The sequence below is a fragment of the Sporolactobacillus pectinivorans genome, assembly GCF_002802965.1.
Taxonomy (GTDB): domain Bacteria; phylum Bacillota; class Bacilli; order Bacillales; family Sporolactobacillaceae; genus Sporolactobacillus; species Sporolactobacillus pectinivorans.
This window is the reverse complement of the sequence record NZ_NXGA01000001.1, coordinates 316324-338834: the sequence shown is the minus strand read 5'-3', so window position 1 is coordinate 338834 and position 22511 is coordinate 316324. Positions and strand designations below refer to the sequence as shown.

At 46.3% G+C, this 22511-nt stretch carries 37 protein-coding genes and 1 other annotated feature; of the genes, 36 read left to right on the top strand and 1 reads right to left on the bottom strand.

Annotated features, from left to right (window positions below; genetic code table 11):
- Positions 1-12: 12 nt before the first annotated feature.
- The 36 genes from rpsS to gerD all read left to right on the top strand — a co-directional run bounded on the left by rpsS (position 13) and on the right by gerD (position 20475).
- The gene (rpsS, locus tag COP04_RS01845) at positions 13-294 is read left to right on the top strand and encodes a 30S ribosomal protein S19 (protein ID WP_100486445.1); all 282 of its coding nucleotides are present in this window, start codon (positions 13-15) and stop codon (positions 292-294) included.
- 17 nt (positions 295-311) lie between these two features.
- Positions 312-653, top strand: coding sequence for a 50S ribosomal protein L22 (gene rplV / locus COP04_RS01840; protein ID WP_100486444.1), 342 nt, complete (start codon positions 312-314; stop codon positions 651-653).
- A 3-nt stretch (positions 654-656) separates the two neighbouring features.
- Entirely contained in the window at positions 657-1316 is a 660-nt protein-coding gene (gene rpsC / locus COP04_RS01835; RefSeq protein ID WP_100486443.1) for a 30S ribosomal protein S3, read from the top strand.
- A 2-nt stretch (positions 1317-1318) separates the two neighbouring features.
- Positions 1319-1753 (top strand): 50S ribosomal protein L16, encoded by a 435-nt coding sequence (rplP, locus tag COP04_RS01830; RefSeq protein WP_100486442.1) that lies wholly within the window; start codon positions 1319-1321, stop codon positions 1751-1753.
- Complete coding sequence (gene rpmC, locus COP04_RS01825) at positions 1743-1946, top strand: 50S ribosomal protein L29 (protein WP_100486441.1); 204 nt, start codon at positions 1743-1745, stop codon at positions 1944-1946. The genes rplP and rpmC overlap by 11 nt, the downstream gene beginning before the upstream one ends.
- A gap of 16 nt (positions 1947-1962) precedes the next feature.
- Entirely contained in the window at positions 1963-2232 is a 270-nt protein-coding gene (gene rpsQ / locus COP04_RS01820) for a 30S ribosomal protein S17 (protein ID WP_100486440.1), read from the top strand.
- A gap of 43 nt (positions 2233-2275) precedes the next feature.
- Positions 2276-2644 (top strand): 50S ribosomal protein L14, encoded by a 369-nt coding sequence (gene rplN, locus COP04_RS01815; RefSeq protein ID WP_100486439.1) that lies wholly within the window; start codon positions 2276-2278, stop codon positions 2642-2644.
- A 44-nt stretch (positions 2645-2688) separates the two neighbouring features.
- Positions 2689-2997 (top strand): 50S ribosomal protein L24, encoded by a 309-nt coding sequence (gene rplX / locus COP04_RS01810; RefSeq protein ID WP_100489479.1) that lies wholly within the window; start codon positions 2689-2691, stop codon positions 2995-2997.
- 29 nt (positions 2998-3026) lie between these two features.
- Positions 3027-3566: a 50S ribosomal protein L5 gene (gene rplE, locus COP04_RS01805; protein WP_100486438.1), complete on the top strand. Its 540-nt coding sequence runs from the start codon at positions 3027-3029 to the stop codon at positions 3564-3566.
- Between the two features lie 24 nt (positions 3567-3590).
- On the top strand, positions 3591-3776 hold the full coding sequence (locus tag COP04_RS01800) for a type Z 30S ribosomal protein S14 (RefSeq protein WP_010632277.1): 186 nt from the start codon (positions 3591-3593) through the stop codon (positions 3774-3776).
- Positions 3777-3809: 33 nt separating this feature from the next.
- On the top strand, positions 3810-4208 hold the full coding sequence (gene rpsH, locus COP04_RS01795) for a 30S ribosomal protein S8 (RefSeq protein ID WP_100486437.1): 399 nt from the start codon (positions 3810-3812) through the stop codon (positions 4206-4208).
- Positions 4209-4235: 27 nt separating this feature from the next.
- Positions 4236-4775, top strand: coding sequence for a 50S ribosomal protein L6 (rplF, locus tag COP04_RS01790; RefSeq protein WP_100486436.1), 540 nt, complete (start codon positions 4236-4238; stop codon positions 4773-4775).
- A 32-nt stretch (positions 4776-4807) separates the two neighbouring features.
- Positions 4808-5170: a 50S ribosomal protein L18 gene (gene rplR / locus COP04_RS01785; RefSeq protein WP_100486435.1), complete on the top strand. Its 363-nt coding sequence runs from the start codon at positions 4808-4810 to the stop codon at positions 5168-5170.
- An 18-nt stretch (positions 5171-5188) separates the two neighbouring features.
- The gene (rpsE, locus tag COP04_RS01780; RefSeq protein ID WP_100486434.1) at positions 5189-5704 is read left to right on the top strand and encodes a 30S ribosomal protein S5; all 516 of its coding nucleotides are present in this window, start codon (positions 5189-5191) and stop codon (positions 5702-5704) included.
- Between the two features lie 12 nt (positions 5705-5716).
- The gene (gene rpmD, locus COP04_RS01775) at positions 5717-5905 is read left to right on the top strand and encodes a 50S ribosomal protein L30 (protein ID WP_100486433.1); all 189 of its coding nucleotides are present in this window, start codon (positions 5717-5719) and stop codon (positions 5903-5905) included.
- Between the two features lie 33 nt (positions 5906-5938).
- Positions 5939-6379 carry a 50S ribosomal protein L15 gene (gene rplO, locus COP04_RS01770; protein WP_100486432.1) on the top strand — a complete coding sequence of 147 codons (441 nt, stop codon included), beginning with the start codon at positions 5939-5941 and terminating at the stop codon, positions 6377-6379.
- Positions 6379-7665 (top strand): preprotein translocase subunit SecY, encoded by a 1287-nt coding sequence (secY, locus tag COP04_RS01765; protein ID WP_100486431.1) that lies wholly within the window; start codon positions 6379-6381, stop codon positions 7663-7665. The genes rplO and secY overlap by 1 nt, the downstream gene beginning before the upstream one ends.
- 32 nt (positions 7666-7697) lie before the next feature.
- Positions 7698-8351 carry an adenylate kinase gene (locus COP04_RS01760; RefSeq protein ID WP_100486430.1) on the top strand — a complete coding sequence of 218 codons (654 nt, stop codon included), beginning with the start codon at positions 7698-7700 and terminating at the stop codon, positions 8349-8351.
- Complete coding sequence (map, locus tag COP04_RS01755; RefSeq protein WP_100486429.1) at positions 8348-9097, top strand: type I methionyl aminopeptidase; 750 nt, start codon at positions 8348-8350, stop codon at positions 9095-9097. Before COP04_RS01760 ends, map begins: the two co-directional genes overlap by 4 nt.
- A 16-nt stretch (positions 9098-9113) precedes the next feature.
- The gene (locus COP04_RS01750; RefSeq protein WP_100486428.1) at positions 9114-9437 is read left to right on the top strand and encodes a KOW domain-containing RNA-binding protein; all 324 of its coding nucleotides are present in this window, start codon (positions 9114-9116) and stop codon (positions 9435-9437) included.
- Positions 9430-9648, top strand: coding sequence for a translation initiation factor IF-1 (infA, locus tag COP04_RS01745; protein ID WP_010024579.1), 219 nt, complete (start codon positions 9430-9432; stop codon positions 9646-9648). The genes COP04_RS01750 and infA overlap by 8 nt, the downstream gene beginning before the upstream one ends.
- Positions 9649-9686: 38 nt before the next feature.
- On the top strand, positions 9687-9800 hold the full coding sequence (gene rpmJ / locus COP04_RS01740) for a 50S ribosomal protein L36 (protein WP_010024581.1): 114 nt from the start codon (positions 9687-9689) through the stop codon (positions 9798-9800).
- A gap of 16 nt (positions 9801-9816) precedes the next feature.
- Positions 9817-10182 (top strand): 30S ribosomal protein S13, encoded by a 366-nt coding sequence (gene rpsM, locus COP04_RS01735; RefSeq protein ID WP_100486427.1) that lies wholly within the window; start codon positions 9817-9819, stop codon positions 10180-10182.
- 21 nt (positions 10183-10203) lie between these two features.
- Complete coding sequence (rpsK, locus tag COP04_RS01730) at positions 10204-10593, top strand: 30S ribosomal protein S11 (protein WP_100486426.1); 390 nt, start codon at positions 10204-10206, stop codon at positions 10591-10593.
- Positions 10594-10760: 167 nt separating this feature from the next.
- Positions 10761-11705: a DNA-directed RNA polymerase subunit alpha gene (locus COP04_RS01725; RefSeq protein WP_100486425.1), complete on the top strand. Its 945-nt coding sequence runs from the start codon at positions 10761-10763 to the stop codon at positions 11703-11705.
- Between the two features lie 81 nt (positions 11706-11786).
- On the top strand, positions 11787-12152 hold the full coding sequence (gene rplQ / locus COP04_RS01720; RefSeq protein WP_100486424.1) for a 50S ribosomal protein L17: 366 nt from the start codon (positions 11787-11789) through the stop codon (positions 12150-12152).
- Between the two features lie 153 nt (positions 12153-12305).
- The gene (locus tag COP04_RS01715) at positions 12306-13145 is read left to right on the top strand and encodes an energy-coupling factor ABC transporter ATP-binding protein (RefSeq protein WP_100486423.1); all 840 of its coding nucleotides are present in this window, start codon (positions 12306-12308) and stop codon (positions 13143-13145) included.
- Positions 13121-13993 carry an energy-coupling factor transporter ATPase gene (locus COP04_RS01710; RefSeq protein WP_100486422.1) on the top strand — a complete coding sequence of 291 codons (873 nt, stop codon included), beginning with the start codon at positions 13121-13123 and terminating at the stop codon, positions 13991-13993. The genes COP04_RS01715 and COP04_RS01710 overlap by 25 nt, the downstream gene beginning before the upstream one ends.
- A complete protein-coding gene (locus COP04_RS01705; RefSeq protein ID WP_100486421.1) occupies positions 13986-14780 on the top strand; it encodes an energy-coupling factor transporter transmembrane component T family protein in 795 nt (264 codons plus the stop codon). The genes COP04_RS01710 and COP04_RS01705 overlap by 8 nt, the downstream gene beginning before the upstream one ends.
- A 15-nt stretch (positions 14781-14795) precedes the next feature.
- Positions 14796-15536 (top strand): tRNA pseudouridine(38-40) synthase TruA, encoded by a 741-nt coding sequence (truA, locus tag COP04_RS01700; RefSeq protein ID WP_100486420.1) that lies wholly within the window; start codon positions 14796-14798, stop codon positions 15534-15536.
- A 243-nt stretch (positions 15537-15779) separates the two neighbouring features.
- Entirely contained in the window at positions 15780-16217 is a 438-nt protein-coding gene (gene rplM / locus COP04_RS01695; RefSeq protein ID WP_100486419.1) for a 50S ribosomal protein L13, read from the top strand.
- Between the two features lie 19 nt (positions 16218-16236).
- Complete coding sequence (rpsI, locus tag COP04_RS01690) at positions 16237-16629, top strand: 30S ribosomal protein S9 (RefSeq protein WP_100486418.1); 393 nt, start codon at positions 16237-16239, stop codon at positions 16627-16629.
- A 794-nt stretch (positions 16630-17423) separates the two neighbouring features.
- Complete coding sequence (locus COP04_RS01680; RefSeq protein WP_100486416.1) at positions 17424-17858, top strand: DUF2521 family protein; 435 nt, start codon at positions 17424-17426, stop codon at positions 17856-17858.
- An 85-nt stretch (positions 17859-17943) separates the two neighbouring features.
- Positions 17944-18654, top strand: coding sequence for an N-acetylmuramoyl-L-alanine amidase CwlD (gene cwlD / locus COP04_RS01675; RefSeq protein WP_100486415.1), 711 nt, complete (start codon positions 17944-17946; stop codon positions 18652-18654).
- Positions 18655-18747: 93 nt separating this feature from the next.
- A complete protein-coding gene (locus COP04_RS01670; RefSeq protein ID WP_100486414.1) occupies positions 18748-19800 on the top strand; it encodes an Mrp/NBP35 family ATP-binding protein in 1053 nt (350 codons plus the stop codon).
- Positions 19801-19920: 120 nt separating this feature from the next.
- Entirely contained in the window at positions 19921-20475 is a 555-nt protein-coding gene (gerD, locus tag COP04_RS01665; RefSeq protein ID WP_100486413.1) for a spore germination lipoprotein GerD, read from the top strand.
- A gap of 44 nt (positions 20476-20519) precedes the next feature.
- Here the strand turns inward: gerD and COP04_RS01660 are convergent, their stop codons facing one another.
- Positions 20520-21317: a polysaccharide deacetylase family protein gene (locus COP04_RS01660; protein ID WP_239984731.1), complete on the bottom strand. Its 798-nt coding sequence runs from the start codon at positions 21315-21317 to the stop codon at positions 20520-20522.
- Between the two features lie 360 nt (positions 21318-21677).
- Positions 21678-22511 (top strand) — a sequence feature (16S ribosomal RNA rRNA prediction is too short).

Below are 22511 nucleotides of genomic sequence, written 5' to 3'. Positions count from 1 at the left end.
GGAGGCCTATCCATGAGCCGAAGCCTGAAAAAAGGACCTTTTGTTGATGATCACCTTATGACAAAGGTTACTGCGCTGAACGAAAAGGATGAAAAGAGAGTCGTTAAGACTTGGTCACGTCGGTCGACAATTTTCCCTGACTTTATTGGACATACCATTGCTGTGTATGACGGACGCAAACATGTGCCGGTTTATGTTACAGAAGACATGGTAGGACATAAACTTGGAGAATTTGCTCCGACCAGAACGTACCGCGGACATGCATCTTCTGATAAGAAAACAAGCGCTCGCTAACGAAAGGAGGAACGATGATGCAAGCAAAAGCTGTTGGCAGACAAATTCGTATTGCTCCTCGTAAGGCACGTCTTGTGATTGATCTTATCAGGGGCAAAGAGGTCGGCTATGCACTGGCTGTTCTAAAGAATACGCAAAGGGCCGCATCTCCGATTATTGAAAAAGTACTAAAATCTGCAGTTGCGAATGCAGAACACAATTATGATATGGATACTGATAATTTGTATGTCGAAAAGGCGTATGTGGACGAAGGAGCAACACTCAAACGTTTCCGTCCCCGCGCACAAGGCCGTGCAAGCAAGATTAACAAACGTACGAGCCACATTACGATTATCGTATCGGAAAAGAAGGAGGGATAATGCGTGGGTCAGAAAATTAATCCCATTGGTTTCAGAATCGGAATTATCCGTGACTGGGAATCCAAATGGTATGCAGACAAGAATTATGCGGAATATCTTCATGAAGATATTAAAATTCGCAAGTACGTTGAAAACAGGCTGAAAGATGCTGCTGTTTCTTCTATAGAATTGGAGCGTGCCGCTAACCGGATTAACATTACGATCAAAACGGCAAAGCCAGGCATGGTCATTGGAAAAGGCGGAACTGAAGTTGAAGAATTAAGAAAAGCACTGAATCAACTGACAGGCAAACGCGTTCATGTGAACATCTTCGAAATCAAGCAGGCGGATCTTGACGCGAAACTTGTCGCAGAAAATATTGCCCGCCAGCTTGAAAGCCGTATTTCGTGGAGACGTGCCCAGAAACAGACACTGCAGAGAGCAATGAGAGCCGGCGCCAAGGGTATTAAAACTCAGTGTGCAGGCCGTCTGGGTGGCGCAGACATGGCACGGACCGAAGATTACAGCGAAGGAACCGTTCCACTGCATACATTGCGTGCCGATATTGACTACGGAACTGCGGAAGCAGACACAACATATGGCAAAATTGGCGTGAAAGTATGGATTTATCGCGGAGAGGTCCTTCCGACGAAAGGAACGAACAATAAGGAAGGAGGCAGATAATTATGTTAATGCCAAAACGTGTAAAATATCGCAGACAGCATCGCGGCAGAATGCGCGGAAAGACAAAGGCAGGCGCAACAGTGACCTTTGGTGAATATGGATTGCAGGCTCTGGAATCCGCATGGATTACGAGCCGCCAGATTGAAGCTGCGCGTGTTGCCATGACACGTTTCATGAAACGTGGCGGAAAAGTCTGGATTAAGATTTTCCCACAGAAATCATATACAAAGAAACCTCTTGATGTCCGCATGGGTTCCGGTAAAGGTGCTCCAGAAGGATGGGTTGCAGTTGTTAAACCTGGCCGGGTGCTCTTTGAAGTCGGCGGTATCAGTGAGGAAGTGGCTAATGAGGCACTGAGATTGGCTAGCCACAAACTGCCAATCAAGACAAAAATTGTGAAACGCGAAGAAGTGGGTGGTGACGCAAATGAAGGCTGATGAAATTCGTAATTTAACCACTGCCGAGGTTGAGCAGAACGTAAAGTCTTTAAAAGAAGAACTGTTTAACCTGCGTTTTCAGTTGGCAGCCGGACAATTGGAAAACCCTGCCCGCATTCGTGAAGTTCGGAAATCTATCGCTCGCGCGAAGACGATTTTGCGTGAACGTGAACTGAATGTTCAAAACGGCTGAAAAGGAGGTTATCTGAATGGCTGAAGAAACTCGCAATGCTCGTAAAGTTCTGGTTGGACGCGTTGTTTCAGACAAGATGGATAAGACGATCACTGTTCTTGTCGAGACCTACAAAAACCATCGTCTTTATGGAAAACATGTGAAGTACTCTAAGAAATTTAAAGCGCATGATGAAAATAATCAGGCGAAGGCCGGCGATATCGTTGAAATTATGGAAACACGCCCGCTTTCTAAAGATAAACGTTTTCGTCTTGTGAAAATCGTTGAGGAATCCGTTATTATCTGATCTCCTGGTTTGAAACCGGGGATCGAAGGGAGGTCGCATTTTAATGATCCAGCAGGAAAGCCGTTTGAAGGTAGCCGATAATTCCGGTGCTCGTGAAGTCCTGACCATCAAAGTTCTCGGAGGATCTGGACGAAAGACAGCCAATATCGGCGATGTCATTGTTGCTACGGTGAAACAAGCAACACCAGGTGGCGTTGTTAAGAAGGGTGAAGTTGTTAGAGCTGTTGTTGTCCGGACACGGCATGGTGTCAGAAGGTCGGACGGATCTTACATCCGCTTTGATGAAAATGCTGTTGTCCTGATCCGCGATGACAAAAGCCCTCGTGGGACCCGTATCTTCGGACCAGTTGCTCGTGAACTTCGTGAAGGGCAGTTTATGAAGATTGTGTCTCTTGCACCGGAAGTATTGTGATCTCGGATGTTTAGGAAAAGGAGGTGCTAGGCAACATGGCAAAGCTGCATGTAAAAAAAGGCGATAAAGTTCAGGTTATTTCAGGTAAAGACAAGGGCAAGCAGGGAACAATTCTTGCCGCTTATCCTGCAAAGGAACGTGTGCTTGTAGAAGGCGTAAATATTGTCAAGAAACATTCGAAGCCGACGCAGGCCGCTCCACAGGGCGGAATCCTTGAACATGAAGCGCCGATTCATGTATCAAATGTTATGCTGGTTGATCCTAAGACAAATGAACCTACGCGCGTAGGTCATAAAATAGTGGACGGAAAAAAAGTACGAATCTCAAAAAAATCAGGCGAAGTGATTGACTGATTCGCATGTCTGTGAAAGGAGGTAAACTCATGGGACGTTTTAAAGAAAAGTATGAAAAAGAAGTTGTTCCGGCGTTGATCGAAAAGTTCAAATATACATCTATTATGCAGGTGCCGGCAATCCAGAAGGTTGTCATTAATATGGGCGTTGGCGATGCTGTTCATAATTCAAAAGTACTGGACAGCGCCGTTGAAGATTTGACTGCACTGTCAGGGCAGAAACCTGTTATTACGCGTGCAAAAAAATCTATCGCCGCTTTCAAGCTGCGTGAAGGAGTTGCCATCGGTACAAAAGTTACGCTCAGGAAGGATCGGATGTATGACTTCCTTGATAAACTGATTACCGTGGCGCTCCCCCGTGTCCGCGACTTCCGTGGAATTTCAAAGAAAGCATTCGATGGCCGTGGCAACTATACACTGGGTATCCGCGAACAGCTGATTTTTCCAGAAATCGACTATGACAAGGTTGATAAGGTACGCGGAATGGACATCGTTATTGTAACCTCCGCGAACACCGATGAAGAAGCATCTGCTTTGCTTACATTGCTTGGCATGCCATTTGTTAAATAATCATCGATAAGGAGGCTATGAATTTTGGCAAAAAAATCAATGCTTGTATCCGCACATCGCCCTAAGAAATTCAAAGTGCAGGAATACACACGCTGCGAACGCTGCGGACGTCCTCACTCGGTTCTCCGGAAATTCAAATTATGCAGAATTTGTTTTCGTGAACTTGCTCATAAAGGACAAATTCCCGGCGTTAAAAAGTCCAGCTGGTAAAATTATAAGTGATAGGGAAGGAGGTCGATTTGCATGGTCATGACAGATCCTATTGCAGATATGCTGACCCGCATTCGTAACGCGAACATTGTTCGTCATGAACAGATTGAGCTGCCTGGTTCCAGAGTAAAGAAGGAAATTGCAGAAATTCTGAAACGTGAAGGCTTCATCAAAGATGTGGAATATATTGAAGACGACAAACAGGGCGTGCTTCGTTTGTTCCTGAAATTCGGCGGAAACAAAGAGCGCGTGATTTCAGGATTGAAAAGAATCAGCAAGCCAGGGCTTCGCGTTTATGCGAAAGCTGATGAAGTGCCTAAGGTACTCGGCGGTCTCGGCATTGCCATTGTTTCAACGTCAAAAGGAATTGTTACAGATAAAGAAGCACGTCAGCAGAATGTTGGCGGAGAAGTGCTGGCATACGTCTGGTAACCAGCAAACAAGATTGGAGGTGTACACATGTCCCGTATTGGATTAAAACCAACAGCTATTCCTGAAGGCGTGACAGTTACAATTGAAGGTCAGAAAGTGACGGTCAAAGGGCCAAAAGGTGAAATGTCCCGTACTTTTCATCCGGATATGATCATTAAACAGGAGAGCAGTGAAATTAAAGTTGCGAGGCCGGATGATTCAAATCAGCACCGCGCATTGCATGGCACAACAAGCAGCCTGATCAGCAACATGGTTGAAGGGGTAACGAAAGGTTTCAACAAAAACCTGGAATTAGTCGGTGTCGGCTATCGTGCGAATAAGCAGGGTAAGAATCTGGTATTGAATGTCGGCTATTCTCATCCGGTTGAAATTGTGCCGGAGCCGGGTATTGAACTCAGTGTAGACAAGAATAACAAGATAACGGTGAGCGGCATTGACAAGCAGCGTGTCGGCGAAGTAGCAGCGAATATTCGCTCCGTCCGCTCGCCTGAACCATACAAGGGCAAGGGTATCCGTTATGAAGGCGAACATGTACGCCGCAAGGAAGGCAAGACAGGCAAGAAGTAATCGAAAGCCAGGAAGAAAGGAGCGACTTAAGCATGATCACTAAGAAGGACAAGAACTTAATTCGTCAGAGAAGACATCTGCATGTTCGGCACCGCGTTGTTGGAACAAGCGAACGTCCGCGTTTGACTGTTTTCCGTTCATCCAAGAATATATATGCCCAGTTGGTTGATGATTCGAAGGGCGTAACGCTGGCCTCTTCTTCATCACTTGACAAGGAATTTGATCTGGGAAAGGGCAGCGATGTGGCCGCCGCTAAAAAAGTCGGAGAAATGATCGGACAGCGTGCGCTGGATAAGGATATTGATACAGTTGTTTTCGACAGAAGCGGCTATCTCTATCACGGCCGCATTCAGGCTGTTGCCGATGGCGCTCGGGAAGCCGGATTAAAATTCTAAAAATAAGGAGGGGAATCCATGGCTAATAATGATCGTAACAAATCAGATCGTAACAAATCAGAGTTTGAAGAACGCGTTGTAACGATTAACCGTGTTGCAAAGGTTGTAAAAGGCGGACGTCGCTTTCGTTTTGCCGCATTGGTTGTTGTCGGTGACAAAAAAGGCAGAGTGGGTTATGGACAGGGAAAGGCCCACGAAGTACCGGAAGCCATCAGAAAAGCAATTGAAGATGCCAAGAAAAATGTGTTTAACGTTCCGACTGTTGAAACAACGATTCCGCATCAGGTTGTCGGACATTCAGGAGCTGGAAGTGTTCTACTGAAACCGGCATCAGCCGGTACTGGAATTATTGCCGGCGGACCCGTCCGCGCCGTGCTCGAATTGTCCGGACTGAAAGACATTCTTTCGAAGTCACTGGGCTCGAATAATCCGATCAACGTGGTTCGCGCTACCGTTGATGGCCTGAAGAACCTGAAGCAGGCAGAACACGTTGCCAAACTTCGCGGCAAATCTGTAGAAGAACTGCTCGGATAAGGAGGGAACAAAATGGCAAAAAAATTGGAAATTACCCTCAAACACAGTGTCGTTGGCCGTCCTGAATCACAGCGTGTGACGGTACGGACACTGGGACTTAGAAAAACATATCAGACTGTCATTCAGGAAGACAATCCTTCGATTCGCGGCATGATCAACAAGGTTTCACATTTGCTGGCGGTTCGTGAGCTGGATGACTAATCTTCAACATACTGAGAACAAGGAGGTGCCAAGATGAAACTCCATGAATTGAAACCGGCTGAAGGTTCCCGCTTTTCAAGAAAGAGAGTAGGGCGTGGCTATGGTTCCGGGCTTGGCAAAACATCTGGTCGAGGACAAAAAGGACAGAAGGCCCGCTCGGGCGGCAACATTCGTCCGGGATTTGAAGGCGGGCAGCTACCGCTGCTTCAGACTCTGCCTAAGAAGGGATTTAAAAACCCGACGCGCAAGGTCTATTCAATTGTCAATATTGAAAAACTGAATCGTTTTGAAAGTGGTACGGAAGTCACACCACAGCTTTTGCTTGAAACACGCGTCATCAGAAAACTGAACGATGGTGTTAAAATATTGGGTGAAGGTAAACTTGAAGCTAAATTAACAGTGAAAGCGACTAAATTTTCTGCTTCTGCCAAAGAAGCTATTGAATCTGCAGGCGGAAACATTGAGGTGATCTGATGTTTCAAGTGCTTTCCAGTATGTGGCGAGAAGCCGAAATACGAAAAAAAGTTATCTTCACATTGGCCATGCTTGTTATTTTTCGGATCGGGACGTTCATTCCCGTTCCGGATATTAATACACAGTTGATTAATATCAGTGATAACAGTGCTTTCGGTTTGTTTAATACCTTTGGAGGCGGCGCACTGCAGAACTTCTCTATCTTGTCAATGGGTGTTATGCCGTACATCACCGCTTCCATCATCGTACAGCTTCTCCAAATGGATGTTGTGCCCAAACTGACTGAATGGTCGAAACAGGGTGAAATGGGAAGGCGAAAGTTAAATCAGCTGACACGGTATGGAACTATTATACTCGGATTTATCGAAGCCATTGGCCTTTCCTATTCATTCAACTCGAGATTTCAGGGGCTTGTGAGTAATCCGAGTATCTGGACATTTTTCGTAATTGCACTGATGCTGACAAGCGGTACTGCATTTCTGGTGTGGTTGGGCGATCAAATTACGGCATATGGTGTGGGCAATGGTATTTCAATTCTTATCTTTGCCGGCATTGTTGCGCGGATTCCGACAGCCATTAACCAGATCTATGCGCAGCGCTTTTCCGGTGCAGCCAACACATTTATGGAAGTACTTGGTGTGCTGGCAATTGTCGTTGTTATACTGCTGATCGTTGTCGGCACGATTTTCGTGCAGCAGGCGATGCGGAAGATTCCGATCCAATATGCGAAACGGACGATTGGCACGAAAACGTACAGCGTTGAACCGGCTCATCTGCCAATTAAGGTTAACGCTGCAGGTGTTATCCCGGTTATCTTCGCAATTTCGCTGATGATCACACCTCCGACGATTGCTCAATTCTTTCATCAGAATGCAGTCACAAACTGGATCGTCAAGATTTTTAATTATTCAACGGTCTATGGAATGATCATTTATGCTGCTCTGATCATTGCTTTCACCTATTTTTACACATTTGTTCAGGTGAATCCGGAAAAGATGGCAAAGAACCTTGGCGAACAGGGTGGATATATTCCGGGCATTCGCCCAGGAAAGAACACAGAAAAGTATATTACAAAGGTTCTTTATCGGCTGACATTTCTCGGAGCTATTTTTCTTGCGATCATCTCGCTTCTGCCCATCGTATTTGGTCAGCTCGGCGGTCTGCCGTCCAGCGCTCAAATTGGCGGCACGAGTCTACTGATCGTCGTCGGCGTTGCTCTGGATACTATGAAACGCATTGAGAGTCAGCTGGTAAAGAAAAACTATCAGGGATTTATTAAACGATAACAGATCCACTGAAAGGGTCAGGAGGATGTAACGTGAATCTAATCTTAATGGGACTGCCCGGTGCCGGCAAGGGAACTCAGGCTGAACGAATTGTGGATCAATTTGGTTTCCCTCACATTTCGACAGGCGATATGTTCCGGCAGGCAATTAAAGATGGCACGGAACTTGGGAAAAAAGCAAAATCGTTTATGGATAGGGGAGGCTTGGTTCCCGATGAAGTTACCATTGGTATCGTGCGCGAACGCCTTGGCAAAGATGACTGTAAAGAAGGATTTCTTCTTGACGGTTTTCCAAGAACTGTTCTTCAGGCTGAAGCGCTTGATGCGATATTGGCTGAAAACAACGGAGAAATCGATGCCGTACTCTATATCGATGTTAATCCTGAGAACCTGCTGAACCGCCTGACCGGGCGTCGTGTCTGTGCAAACTGTGGTGCCACCTATCATCTGGTGTATAACCCTCCGAAAAAAGAGGGTGTGTGCGACAAATGTGGAGGACCGCTCATACAGCGTGCAGATGACCGTAAAGAGACCGTTCACGAAAGGCTTCAGGTTAATATCAAACAGCAGCAGCCTCTTGTCTCTTTTTATGAAAAAAAGCATGTGTTGAAGAAAATAAACGGTGAGCAGCCTATTGATGAAGTCTTTCAAGATATTTCTTCAATACTTGGAGCAATGGCTAAGTGATTCGGTTGAAGACCGAGAGTGAAATCGAAAAAATTCGATGTGCAGGGAAAATCGTTGCCGGAACATTGGCGATACTTCAGCGGGCAATAGAACCCGGTGTGTCGACGATTGAACTCGACCTACTCGCAGAGCGCTTGATCAGGCAGGCAGGAGCAATGCCATCTTTTAAGGGCTATGACGGATTTTCAAACAGCATCTGTACATCTGTAAATCATCAGCTGGCTCATGGCATCCCAGGGTCCTATGTTCTGAAGGGCGGAGACATTATCAGCATCGATATCGGTGCTCAGTATGAAGGATTTCATGCAGACTCCGCCTGGACCTATCCGGTTGACACAGTTTCCGAGTCTGACCGCCGGTTGCTCAGAGCAACAGAAAGTGCGCTCTATCAGGGAATTGCCGAGGCGGTCCCCGGAGCACGGGTGACGAACATTTCACATGCGGTTCAAAAATGCGCTGAGTCACATGGATTTTCTGTTGTCAGAGAACTGACTGGTCATGGCGTTGGCCGGGAATTGCATGAAGATCCTGAAGTACCGAATTTTGGAAGCCCTGGTCATGGTTCTGTTCTGAAACCAGGAATGGTTCTTGCCATTGAACCGCTTGTCAATGAGGGCAGTCCGGATATCTGGATTGTCGGAGACGATGACTGGACCATAGAGACACAGGATGGAAAAAACTGTGCGCATTACGAGCATACTTTAGTCATTACAGAAAATGGTAATGAAATCTTGACAAAGCAATAAGTGAAGGTGATGATTGATGGGTAGTGATCAGGCTCCGCTGCCTGTCCCCGGCCAGCTTGCTCGAGTATTAAAAGGGAAAGAATCCGGTTCTTATTTTGTGATTGTACGTCTGCTTGACCATCGTATTGTCGAAATAGCGGATGGAGACAGGCGAAAGTTTGACAACGCAAAGAAGAAGAATATCAGCCATCTTGATCTTCAATCGTATGTATCTGTCGAAGTTCAGAAAAGTCTACGTGAAACCGGACGTGTTACTAACGGAAAGCTCCGTTTTGCGGTTGCTCATTTTCTGGACGGAGGATTCAGTAATATAGGGAAGGGTGAGTCAGCCGATGGCTAAGGAAGATGTCATTGAAGTTGAAGGCACCGTCATTGAACCACTGCCGAATGCGATGTTTCGTGTAGAATTGGAAAATGGTCATAAGATATTAGCTCATGTATCCGGGAAGATACGCATGCATTTTATCCGCATTCTTCCTGGAGATAAAGTGACTGTCGAATTGTCGCCTTATGATGTGTCACGTGGCCGTATTACGTTCAGACATAAATAACCAAGAGATGCTCTGCGGTGTATAAGGAGGATTCAACAATGAAAGTCAGACCATCAGTTAAAAAAATGTGTGAAAAATGCAAGATTGTCCGTCGAAAAGGCGTTGTTATGGTAATTTGTGAAAATCCGAAGCATAAACAAAGACAAGGTTAAGGAGGTGTTTTAACGCATGGCTCGTATTGCAGGTATCGATATTCCAAGAGATAAAAGAGTCGTTATTTCTCTGACTTATATTTACGGTATCGGGCTGACGACTGCCAAGAAGATTCTGGCAGAAGCAAAAGTTTCTGAAGATACACGTGTGCGCGACCTGACAGAGGAAGAGCAGACCCGTATCCGCGAAGTCGTTGACCACTACCGTGTTGAAGGCGATCTTCGCCGTGAAGTTTCTCTGAATATCAAGAGGCTAATCGAAATCGGATCTTACAGAGGAATCCGTCATCGTCGCGGTCTTCCGGTGCGCGGACAGAATACAAAAAATAATTCTCGTACGCGTAAAGGTCCTAAGCGCACGATGGCTAATAAAAAGAAATAAGAGAAGGAGGGTTAAACATTTATGGCAAAACAAACACGTACGCGTAAGCGTCGTATTAAAAGAAATGTCGAAAACGGGGTGGCACACATCCGTTCAACGTTTAACAATACGATTGTTACGATCACAGATCCGCACGGTAATGCTATTTCATGGGCAAGTGCCGGTGGGCTTGGTTTCAAAGGATCTAGAAAGTCAACACCGTATGCTGCTCAGACTGCTGCAGAAGCGGCTGGCAAGAGCGCTATGGACAATGGCATGAAATCGATCGAAGTTTCGGTTAAAGGACCCGGTGCCGGCCGTGAAGCTGCCATTCGCGCACTTCAGGCTGTCGGCCTGGAAGTTACCACCATCCGCGACGTGACACCTATCCCGCACAACGGCTGCCGCCCGCCTAAACGGCGCCGTGTCTGATCCTTTTGCGTATAGTATGAAAACAATCTGTTTATAATGCTACTATTATATTTGGATGAGACGGTTAAAAGAAGCAAGCCGTAAGCCTTAAGAAGCACATATCGGGAAATTTTGACCATCCCCCGCTTGGTCAAAATTTCGACGTTTTGAAGGAGGGTTCTTATTTGATGATTGAGATCGAAAAGCCAAAGATCGATACGGTTGAGCTTGCAGACGATGGGAGTTACGGCAAGTTTGTTGTTGAACCGCTCGAACGTGGATACGGTACGACTCTGGGTAATTCTTTACGTCGAATTTTACTTTCTTCCCTTCCAGGCGCGGCTGTTACGACAGTTCAATTTGACACTGTGCTTCACGAATTTTCCACCATCGAAGGCGTTGTAGAGGATGTCACGGCGATTATTCTGAATATCAAAAAATTGGCCTTGAAACTGTATTCAGATGAAGAAAAAACATTGGAAATCGACGTTCAAAGAGAAGGAAAAGTGACAGCTGCAGATATAATTCATGACAGCGATGTTGAAATTCTGAACCCGGAATTGGAGATCGCAACCCTTGATAAGAAGGCACATTTTCATTTGAGAATGCTGGCAAAAAAGGGACGTGGATATATACCTGCCGAGGGAAATAAATCGGATGATCTGCCGATTGGCGTCATTCCGATTGATTCCATTTATACGCCGATTCAGCGTATAAACTATCAAGTTGAAAAAACGAGAGTTGGCCAGGTTGCCAATTATGACAAACTGACACTTGACGTATGGACTGACGGCAGCATCCGCCCTGAAGAAGCTGTTTCGCTTGGCGCAAAGATTTTATCCGAACACTTGAATATTTTTGTCGGTCTGACCGATCAGGCTCAGAAAGCTGAGATTATGATCGAAAAAGAAGAAGATAAAAAAGAAAAAGTGCTCGAAATGACAATTGAGGAACTGGATCTATCGGTACGTTCCTATAATTGCCTGAAGCGTGCAGGAATCAATACTGTTCAGGAATTGACCCAGAAATCCGAAGAGGATATGATGAAGGTCAGAAATCTTGGCCGTAAGTCGTTGGAAGAAGTAGAGGAAAAGCTGAATGATCTCGGTCTTGGACTGAGAATTGAAGAGTAAATCATTCAATAGACACGTGATTATTTTTTCTTTTTTGCGCAAAAAAGAAAGAATCAGGATGTAAAAAGGAGGTACAAGTGCATGGCATATGTAAAACTGGGTCGGGACTCGGCTGCGAGAAAAGCACTGTTCCGTGATCTGGCGACCGATTTGATTATTAGTGAACGGATTCAGACAACGCATTCAAAGGCTAAAGCAGTTCAACCTGTCATTGAAAAGATGATTACGCTCGCAAAGCGCGGTGATCTTCACGCTCGCAGGCAGGCGGCTGCTTTTATCAGAAATGAAGTAGCCGATCAGGAATCAAACCAGAATGCAGTTCAGAAACTGTTTGATGACATTGCGAAACGCTATGAAGAACGCCAAGGTGGTTATACACGTGTTCTGAAAGTCGGGCCCCGTAAGGGAGACGGCGCAGAACTGGCAATCATTGAACTGGTTAAATAAACAGATTGCACAAAGGGCAGAAGCGTGGTTCCATTGAACCTGTTTTCTGCTTTTTTTTCAAACCAGGGGAAATTCGTCTGGGTGAGCATTGAAACATGCCATCACGGCACTTCCCGTACATAGAATGAGCTGAGTCTGAGGGGAGCACAAGTTATGGAGAAGATTATTGAGGTCAGCGGGGTTTCTTTTTTCTATGCCGAAGACCATCCCTGGGTGCTTGATGATGTTACTCTTTCAGTAAATAAGGGTGAATGGCTGTCAATTATCGGACATAACGGTTCGGGGAAGTCGACACTCGCCAAGTGTTTGAATGGTTTAATTGTTCCACAAAAAGGTTCGGTACACGTTGGCGGGTTCGACACGAAAGATGAAAAGAATATATGGGAAGTCCGGCGTCTTGTCGGTATGGTCTTTCAGAATCCAGATAACCAGTTTGTCGGAGCAACGGTTCGGGATGATGTAGCGTTTGGCATGGAAAATCATGGAATACCGCGTGAGCAAATGATCGATCGTCTGGCTCAGGCTCTGAAACTCGTAAAGATGGACGCCTATGCAAACAGTGAACCCCACCGTCTGTCTGGCGGACAAAAGCAGCGCGTGGCTATAGCTGGTATTGTTGCCCTCCGGCCCTTGATCATCATTCTTGATGAAGCGACATCCATGCTGGATCCGGAAGGCCGCAAGGAAATAATACAGACAGTGCGCACTTTAAACAAAGAGCACGGATTAACGGTTATATCAATTACGCATGATCTTGAGGAAGCGGTGCACGCTGACCGGATACTTGTCATGAACAAGGGAAAAGTTGTCCGTGAAGGCCGACCGAGAGAAATTTTTCAGGCACCCGAACTTTTGGAAAAAATTGGCCTTGATCTGCCTTTTGCGGTCAAACTTCGACGCCTCTTGAATCAAAGAGGAATTTCTCTCAAAGACGCGGCATTAACTCAGGAAGATCTGGTGAATGAACTATGGACATTACGTTCACAAATGTAACCCACATTTATAATCCGAAAACTCCATTTGAACGGACAGCACTTGATCACGTCAGCCTGAAGATCCCATCAGGCTCATTTACTTCAATCATCGGCCATACGGGATCCGGTAAATCAACTTTGGTTCAGCACATGAACGGTTTGCTTCGTCCATCCTCAGGTTCCATTACTGTCGGGAATGTTACAATCGGAGCGCAAAAAAAGAAACAGGATCTAAAAGCACTGCGTGAAAAGGTTGGTTTCGTTTTTCAGTACCCCGAGCACCAATTATTTGAAGAAACGGCAATTAAAGATGTCTGTTTCGGGCCGATGAATTTCGGCGTGCCGGCGATGGAAGCTACAAAAAGGGCGGAGGAAAGCTTGCATCTTGCCGGACTACCTGCGCTTTACTGGCACCAGTCACCGTTCGATCTGAGCGGCGGCCAAATGCGACGCGTGGCCATTGCCGGCGTATTGGCCGTGCATCCGGAAGTAATTATTCTGGATGAACCAACGGCCGGGCTTGATCCCCAAGGACGTAAAGATATTCTCGAGCTTTTTCGCAGGTTAAATAAAGAATCGAAACTGACCATTATTATGGTGACACATAGTATGGGAGATGCAGCGTTATATTCTGATCAAGTATTTGTGATGGATGATGGCCAACTGAAGATGGCCGGGACCCCAGAAGCAGTTTTTTCCAAGAAACAGGAGTTAAGAAAAATCGGCCTTGAACTGCCAGAGACTATGCTTTTCCTTGACCGGCTGACAGAGCGACTGGGGCTGGGGACAGTGAAGCCGGCGTTCACTCTGTCTGAGACGGCGGACACAGTGGCTGGCCTGATGCGTAGGGGGGATGCGCATGTTTAATCTGGTCATCGGACAATATGTTCCAATGGAATCATATGTCCACCGCCTGGATCCACGGGCGAAATTAATCGGTGTTTTTCTCTTTGTGATTATTGTTTTTCTGGCAAACAACTGGCTGGCGAACCTTTTATTAATTGTGTTCTGCGTTGCCGGAATCATGAGCTCCAGAATATCGATTTCATTTATTTTCAGGGGCCTGAAGTCTATATTGATCATTGTCCTGCTGACATTCTTTTTGAATCTTTTTTTCACGGTAGGTGGCAGGCTGCTCTTCAGCTTTGGCTGGATTCACATCTATCAAAATGGACTCATTCAATCCGTTCTAATTACTGATCGCATTCTTGTGATTATCATTGTGACCACCCTGCTCACGCTGACTACTTCACCGATGGAAATTACGGATGGGATGGAGAGTCTGCTCAGCCCTTTTAAGAGGATAAAACTCCCGGTTCATGAATTTGCGTTAATGATGTCTATTTCACTGCGATTTATCCCAACTTTGCTGGAAGAAACGGAGAAAATCATCAAAGCTCAGGCTGCGCGGGGGTCAGATTTTACAACCGGCTCTCTGAAAAACAGGATGAAAGCTGTTGTACCCCTGCTTGTCCCACTTTTTGTCAGTGCGTTTAAACGGGCGGAAGATCTGGCGATGGCGATGGAAGCACGCGGCTATCATGGCGATATCGGCCGAACAAGGCTTCATAAACTAGTATGGAAATGGCAGGACAGTGTTTTGATGATTATTATGGCACTTTTGACAGCAGCGTTAATTTTTGTAAGAGCGTAGGACGCAGGTGAAAGTATGGCAAAGCTAAAATGTATCGTTTCCTATGACGGGGCACAATTTTTTGGTTATCAGGTACAGCCCGGGAAACGCACGGTTCAAAGGGAAATTGAAACGGCGCTGTCCCGGATACATCATGGGAACTATGTGAAAATCACGGCTTCAGGCCGGACAGACCGGGGGGTTCATGCGCTTGGCCAGGTTTTTCATTTTGAAAGTCCGCTGAACATCCCGATTGAAAACTGGTCCAGAGCGCTCAACAGTTTGTTGCCGGACGATATTTACATAAGGAATACCGAAACTGTGCCTGAAAGCTTTCACGCACGCTATGATGTCAGGCGGAAGGAATATCGTTACCGTTTATTGACACGGCGGGAACCGGACCTGTTCCGCCGATTCTATACGCTTCACGTCGCCCGTCCGCTTGATCTGTTCAGGATGAATGAGGCTGCCGGTTATGTTGTCGGCACCCATGACTTTTCCTGCTTTTGCGCTGCAAACACGGACGTCACGGATAAAGTCAGAACGATTTATGACCTGAAGGTTCTACCCGAAGGAAAAGATGAGACGGTCATCCACATCGCTGGTAGCGGATTTTTGTATCAGATGGTCCGGATTATTACTGGAACGCTGCTTGATGTCGGTTCAGGGGCTATTCCTCCGGAGCAAGTAAAAAAGATTATTACCGGAAAAGACAGGCAGGCGGCTTCACAGACGGCACCTGCCTGTGGGCTGACATTGTGGAAGGTGACCTATTAGGGGATCGGCGAATTGATTGCTGGAGTGACCAATTTTTCGGCAACTCATTTAACGCTTGACAACGGAGCCGGGGTATTATAGTATATATTTCGGCATTTCTATTTTGACCACTAAAGCCCCAAACGATATTGGCTCAAATAGATGACTGATGAACGGAAATGGAAAGCGGACGGGTTATGCTTTCCGACTCGATGCGGTTGTGGGTCGCAAAGAGGACTGAAAAGAAAAAGGGAGGAAATAATCGTGCGTACGACATATATGGCCAATGCGGCATCTGTAGATCGCAAATGGCTCGTTATTGACGCAGACGGACAGATACTTGGACGTCTGGCAAGCGAAGTAGCAGCAATTCTTCGCGGCAAAAACAAACCGACTTTTACACCGCATGTAGATGTCGGTGACAATGTAATCATCATCAATGCAAAGAAGATTCAGCTGACCGGGAAAAAACTTTTGAGCAAGAAATATATTCATCATTCAGGCTTTCCAGGTGGTATCAAGGCTCGATCTGCTCTTGAGATGAGAGAAACGCGTTCAAGGGATATGCTTGAACGGACAATCAAGGGTATGCTTCCACACAACAGTCTCGGAGCGCAGATGTTCAGAAAACTTCATGTTTATGAAGGCACGGAACATCCGCATGCTGCACAAAAACCAGAAGCTTATACGCTTCGTGGATGATTAGGGAGGGAAAATAAGAATGGCACAAGTACAATATTACGGCACAGGTCGCCGCAAGAGTTCTATTGCTAGGGTCAGGCTCGTTGCCGGCGATGGCAAAGTCGTTGTTAACGGCCGTGACCTTGATGAATATTTCAATCTTGAAACACTTCGTTCAATTCTGAAACAGCCTCTTGTTTCGACGGAAACGGAAGGCAGATATGATGTGCTGGTCAGTGTGGCCGGCGGTGGTTTTACAGGCCAGGCAGGTGCAATCCGCCACGGCGTTGCCCGCGCATTGCTGAAAGCTGATCCTGAATACCGTGCAGTACTGAAGCAGGCTGGTTTCCTGACACGTGATCCGCGTATGAAAGAACGTAAGAAATACGGACTCAAAGGTGCACGCCGTGCTCCTCAGTTCTCAAAACGCTGATTTGTCGACGTTTATGGCTCCTTCCACTTATGTGGATGGGGCTTTTTTTGTACAAAAAAATTGGCTCTGATGCTAAAATGACCATATTTCTTAAGTAACCGAATCGATAATATGTGAAAGATAACAAAAATAGGATTTTGTCGAAAAAAATTTTTATAATAAATTTGAGTAGTGGGATACTCTCTTTAATTTCATTATTGTAAGCCCTGTAAAGGGCTTATTTTTTTGCTATAGAATACAGTGTATTAAAAAACGTCTCTCGGAATTTGGAGAGACGTTTTAAATAGAATGCCAGGAATTGCTTGAATTTCAGAAAAAGCGAAGCATCAGGATGATGAACAATCCCATAATCAGAGCCTGACTGCCCCCATACTAACGACGGCTTGAGTGTTTTCCGGCATGCCGCTGACGTGTTGTAGAAAAACTTTTGAACAAAGACCAGATCAAAAGTATGATCAGCAGGCTGGTTCCAATCATTACACCGATAAGCACGGACTTAATCAGTGACTGGAGATTGTTCAGATTGTAATTGTTAGGTTCCAGGGACACAGAGAGATATAAACGTGTAAATACTGACATTTGTTATCACCTGTTTTCATTATCGCAATAACGAGGCCTGTACGGTGCAATGTTCAAATAAATTACAAATAAATGACAAGCAGTATGAAATTTTATTGCTGCCCAGGCATCATTTAAAACGGCAGAGATAAAATATTTTTCATTGTAATTGGCAAAAGCTGTTACGGTTGAAATCGGCGCTTTCGTCGGATGATATAGAGAAAGGAGGAAGCATCATGGGCGTCGTTATGGATTTTAAGAAAAGACAGCAGCACAAACAGATGGATTTCGAACGCCGTGCACTTCAGAATTTATCTTTTGAGAAAATCGAAAAAACAATTCATCATAGCTTTGATTTATATATTCCATCTGTTCCTTCAGGTGGAGGCATTGCTCTTGAGATGTGCGCAGAGTACGCGTTGGAGGCTTTTCTGATGGGTTCTGCAATGGGCAGATTCGGGTTTTACGGTGAAGATAGAGAGACTGTCTATCGGCGCTGTGAGGATTCGTTTGAGCGGCTTCTGGAGGATTTTTGTGATTTTTGGCGTTTCTGGACGACCCGGGATTCAGAATTGGCAGGCTTGAGAGAATCATGCAAAACATACCTTCATAATTGGTGGTTAGACGGATTTGAAACTTCACTGAAACGTTGGAAAATGAAACTGCACTGATTGAATTCAGGTTTCGGTAGCATAAATCGCTTCTTTGGTCCATATATATGTTCAAGAGACAGGCTTGGACATGGGGGGAATTGTGATGAAGCGGAGATGGCTTGCCGGTGTACTGATTGCTTTGGCCATTTTTGCAGTGGCCGCCGGTGTGAAATGGCTGATTGCCAGCCGGTATACAGGACAATCCTGGCATCTTCCACTTTCCGGCCGCGTTATCGTTGTCGATGCGGGACACGGCGGAGCAGACGGTGGCGCAGTCGGCGGGGATGCTGTGGAAAAAAAAATTACGCTTGCCATTGCTCAGGATCTCCGCAATTATTTGCAGGAATCCGGGGCACTTGTTGTCATGACCCGGGAAAGCGACATGGATCTGGCCGACAAGAATTTTGGAGGCAGACATAAAACCCAGGATCTTCTGCGTCGCGCCGATCTGATCGAAAAGGCGCATCCCGACGCGTTCATCAGTGTGCACTTGAATGCCATTCCCTCACCCCGCTGGTACGGTGCTCAGACATTCTATCACCCGAAATCCGCCGAAAATCAGAAATTCGCCAAATTTATTCAGGATTCGCTTAAAAACACCCTGGGGAACACCGAGCGTTATGCGAAGCCAATTGGTCATGTCTACATATTGAAAAAAGCTGCACCGCCTGCCGCCCTTGTTGAAGTCGGGTTTTTATCAAATCCCAGGGAGCGGTCGCTGCTCGTTCAGGAAGATTACCAGAAGGAAGCGGCCATGGCCATCAGTCAGGGCATCATGCGCTACTTCACCAATGAAAAAGTGCCGTCGGATTAAAAACCTGCTACTCATGTTCATTTTTCATACCTTTACTGCGAAGGTTTGATATACTGATACTGGAAATGTTGAAGGAGAAGGGCGGGCTAATTAATGATCAATGAGCAGCAAGTGACGGATATTTTGAAAACGGTTCAAGATCCCTTTTTACATAAAAACCTGATTGATACGGGTGGATTGCGCGAATTGAAAATAAAAGAAGGCCTTGTCAGCCTGAAAATAGCACTGGCGAAACAGGACAAGGTTAAACAAATGCAGATTCAGGTTGAAATCTCATCAAAATTGAAAAAAGGCGGAGCAGATTTTGTCGGCATGCGGTTTTCCGTGCTGGCAGAAGATGAAATCAAGGCGCTCGGCGGTATTCCTGAGGCAGGGCCTACTCTGCTTTCACCGGAGAGCAAGACTGCCTTTATTTCGGTGGCCAGTGGTAAAGGCGGCGTCGGTAAGTCGACGGTGTCAGTCAATCTTGCTCTTGCGTTGGCGCGGAAGGGTAGAAAAGTCGGCCTGCTGGATGCAGATATCTACGGCTTCAGCGTTCCTGATATGATGGGGATTGAACAAAGGCCTCAAGTGGAAAATGACAGGATCATTCCTGTTGATCGGTTGGGCGTCCATGTTATTTCGATGGGCTTTTTTGTAGAAAATAATTCTCCGGTAATCTGGCGAGGGCCGATGCTGGGCAAAATGCTGAATAATTTTTTTAACGATGTTAAGTGGGGCGAACTGGATTATCTGATTCTCGATCTGCCGCCCGGTACTGGTGACATTGCTATGGATGTACACAGCAGGCTGCCTCACTCTAAGGAAATTATTGTAACAACCCCGCATCCGACGGCGGCATTTGTCGCCGCACGTGCGGGCGCTATGGCCGAGAAGACGGAACATGAAATTCTCGGGATCATTGAGAACATGGCCTATTTTAAGAGCCGGAAAACCGGTGAAGTGGAATACGTATTCGGGAAGGGCGGCGGAGACCGTTTGTCCGATTTACTGCATACGGAGCTGCTTGGCCGGCTACCGCTGGGCCAACCGGAAGGGAAGAACGGTGAATTCGCTCCGGGTGTTTATTTTGAAGGTGACCCGATAGCAGAAGAATATGGCCACATTGCGGAAAAAGTAATTCGCAAAATCGAAGGAATTCATTAATTTAACAGTAATGGGGTGCCCGCCATGCGTTGCGGACGCCCCATTTTATGCTACTGCGCCGCATAATCCTCCTCGATGCTCACATATTAAGAAAAACGCCCCGTGAGGAGGAAGCACAGTATGGTAAGGAAAATAGTGCTCATTCTGGCAATTTTGCTGCTCGCCGGCCAGGTTGGGTGCGGAAACGGCGACAGCAGTCAGCCGTCCTATCAGGAAAATAAAAGAATGGTTCTCGACATGCTGAAAACGGACGATGGAAAGAAAACGCTGCGGGAACTGTTTCAAGATCGAGAATTGCGAGACGCTGTTGTTCTTGACGATCCGGTGGTAAAAAAAACAATTATTGAGACGCTGACTACGGAACAGGGGAAGAAGATTTGGAGTGAACTGTTGAAGGATCCCGGATTTTCTGCACAGCTGGCAAAAACTATGGAACGGGAAAATGCACAGCTGCTGTCAAAAATGATGAAAGATCCAAGCTATCAGGCGATGATGATGGATATTCTTAAAGCCCCTGAGCTTCAAAATCAATACCTTGCCCTTCTAAAGACGAAATCGTTCCGTGAACAGATTGCGACTGAAATGCAGGAGGCAATGGCCGGGCCGTTCTTCAAAAAGCAGATGATGGATGCCCTGTCTGAGACACTGAAAAAACAGGGCGAAAAAAATAAATAAGGAACATGGATTGTTTGCCGCGTTGACGAATGAAGTGACTTGATTCAGTCGAGCAGACGGTGCTTCGTCTGGGCGTCGGAAACCAGGTCTTTTATAGTGACAAAAGTGTAGCCGCGATTTTTCATTTCCCGAATAATCAGTGGAAGTGCACGGTATGTTTGCTTTGCAGAATCAGAGGCGTGCAGACGGATAATATCTCCTTTTCCGGCATCTTTCAGCACTTGACGGACAATGGCTTCGTAACCTGGATTTGTTTCATCCTGCGGGTTGACGCTCCAGAGCACAGGCTGAAGGTGAAGAGCAGACATGGTTTGTAAAACTTCTTTATTAATTTTCCCATAAGGCGGACGAATCAGTTCGGGACGCACGCCGCAGGCTTTATAAATAGCTTCCCGTGAGAGCAGCATGTCACGCCGGGTTTCCTCCACACTAAGCTGTGTATAGTCTTCGTGTCTCATGCCCTGTGTTTCAATCTCATGCCCGTCTTTTAACACTTCTTTGACAATATCGGAATGGCGCTCTGCCCACTCCCCTGAAAAGAAAAAAGTAGCTTTAACTTTTTCTGCTTTGAGTGTTTCCAGAATCAGCTTAATTTGCTGATCTCCCCAATTACTGTCGAATGTCAGCGCCAGATGCTTTTGGTTAGTTTCTACTCGTGATAGTGCACCGCTTTTGTCTATTGGTGCAAAAACGCTTGTCTCCTGCTTTTGAACGAACAGAATCAGTGCCGCGACAAAAGCGGCGATAATAATCAAAAGAATATTTTTCACTTTTTTCCCATTGATAATCCAAAGCATAGACACTTCACTCCGTTCACCATGTTTGTACCATTCTATGGTCAAGCCTTCTGTTATATGCGAAGATTGCTATAGAGAATAAAGGTCTGGAAAAATAAGGAGATGGAAAATTAGTTAAAAACGATTGACAAATAATAATCTGCTGGTAAAATAAATATCGTTGTCTCTCCATTTGAAGCTTTACAGTCGGATTAATCCGGGATGAAAAAGTTGTTGACAAATGGCAAGAAACAATGTATAGTTATTTAGGTCGTTTGATAAACGATTCAAGAATGTTCCTTGAAAACTGAACAAAAGCCAAGCGTGATTTAAAGGGTGAAACCCTTAAGTCAATTCAAAATTTTTGCTGAGGATCGACAGAACGAAAAAGAAATAAGCGGAAGCATCGGCTTCCTGGAAGAGTATTTTTTGGAGAGTTTGATCCTGGCTCAGGACGAACGCTGGCGGCGTGCCTAATACATGCAAGTCGAGCGCACGGAAGGGGGCTTGCCCCCGGAAGTGAGCGGCGGATGGGTGAGTAACACGTGGGCAACCTGCCTGTAAGACGGGGATAACTCCGGGAAACGGGAGCTAATACCGGGTAACACGCTGCACCGCATGGTGCAGGGTTGAAAGATGGTTTCGGCCATCGCTTACAGATGGGCCCGCGGTGCATTAGTTAGTTGGCGGGGCAACGGCCCACCAAGACCGCGATGCATAGCCGACCTGAGAGGGTGATCGGCCACATTGGGACTGAGACACGGCCCAAACTCCTACGGGAGGCAGCAGTAGGGAATCTTCCACAATGGACGAAAGTCTGATGGAGCAACGCCGCGTGAGCGAAGAAGGTTTTCGGATCGTAAAGCTCTGTTGCCGGAGAAGAATGAGTGAGAGAGGAAATGCTCTTGCAGTGACGGTATCCGGCCAGAAAGCCACGGCTAACTACGTGCCAGCAGCCGCGGTAATACGTAGGTGGCAAGCGTTGTCCGGAATTATTGGGCGTAAAGCGCGCGCAGGCGGCTTCCTAAGTCTGATGTGAAATCTTGCGGCTCAACCGCAAGCGGCCATTGGAAACTGGGGAGCTTGAGTACAGAAGAGGAGAGTAGAATTCCACGTGTAGCGGTGAAATGCGTAGAGATGTGGAGGAATACCGGTGGCGAAGGCGGCTCTCTGGTCTGTTACTGACGCTGAGGTGCGAAAGCGTGGGGAGCAAACAGGATTAGATACCCTGGTAGTCCACGCTGTAAACGATGAATGCTA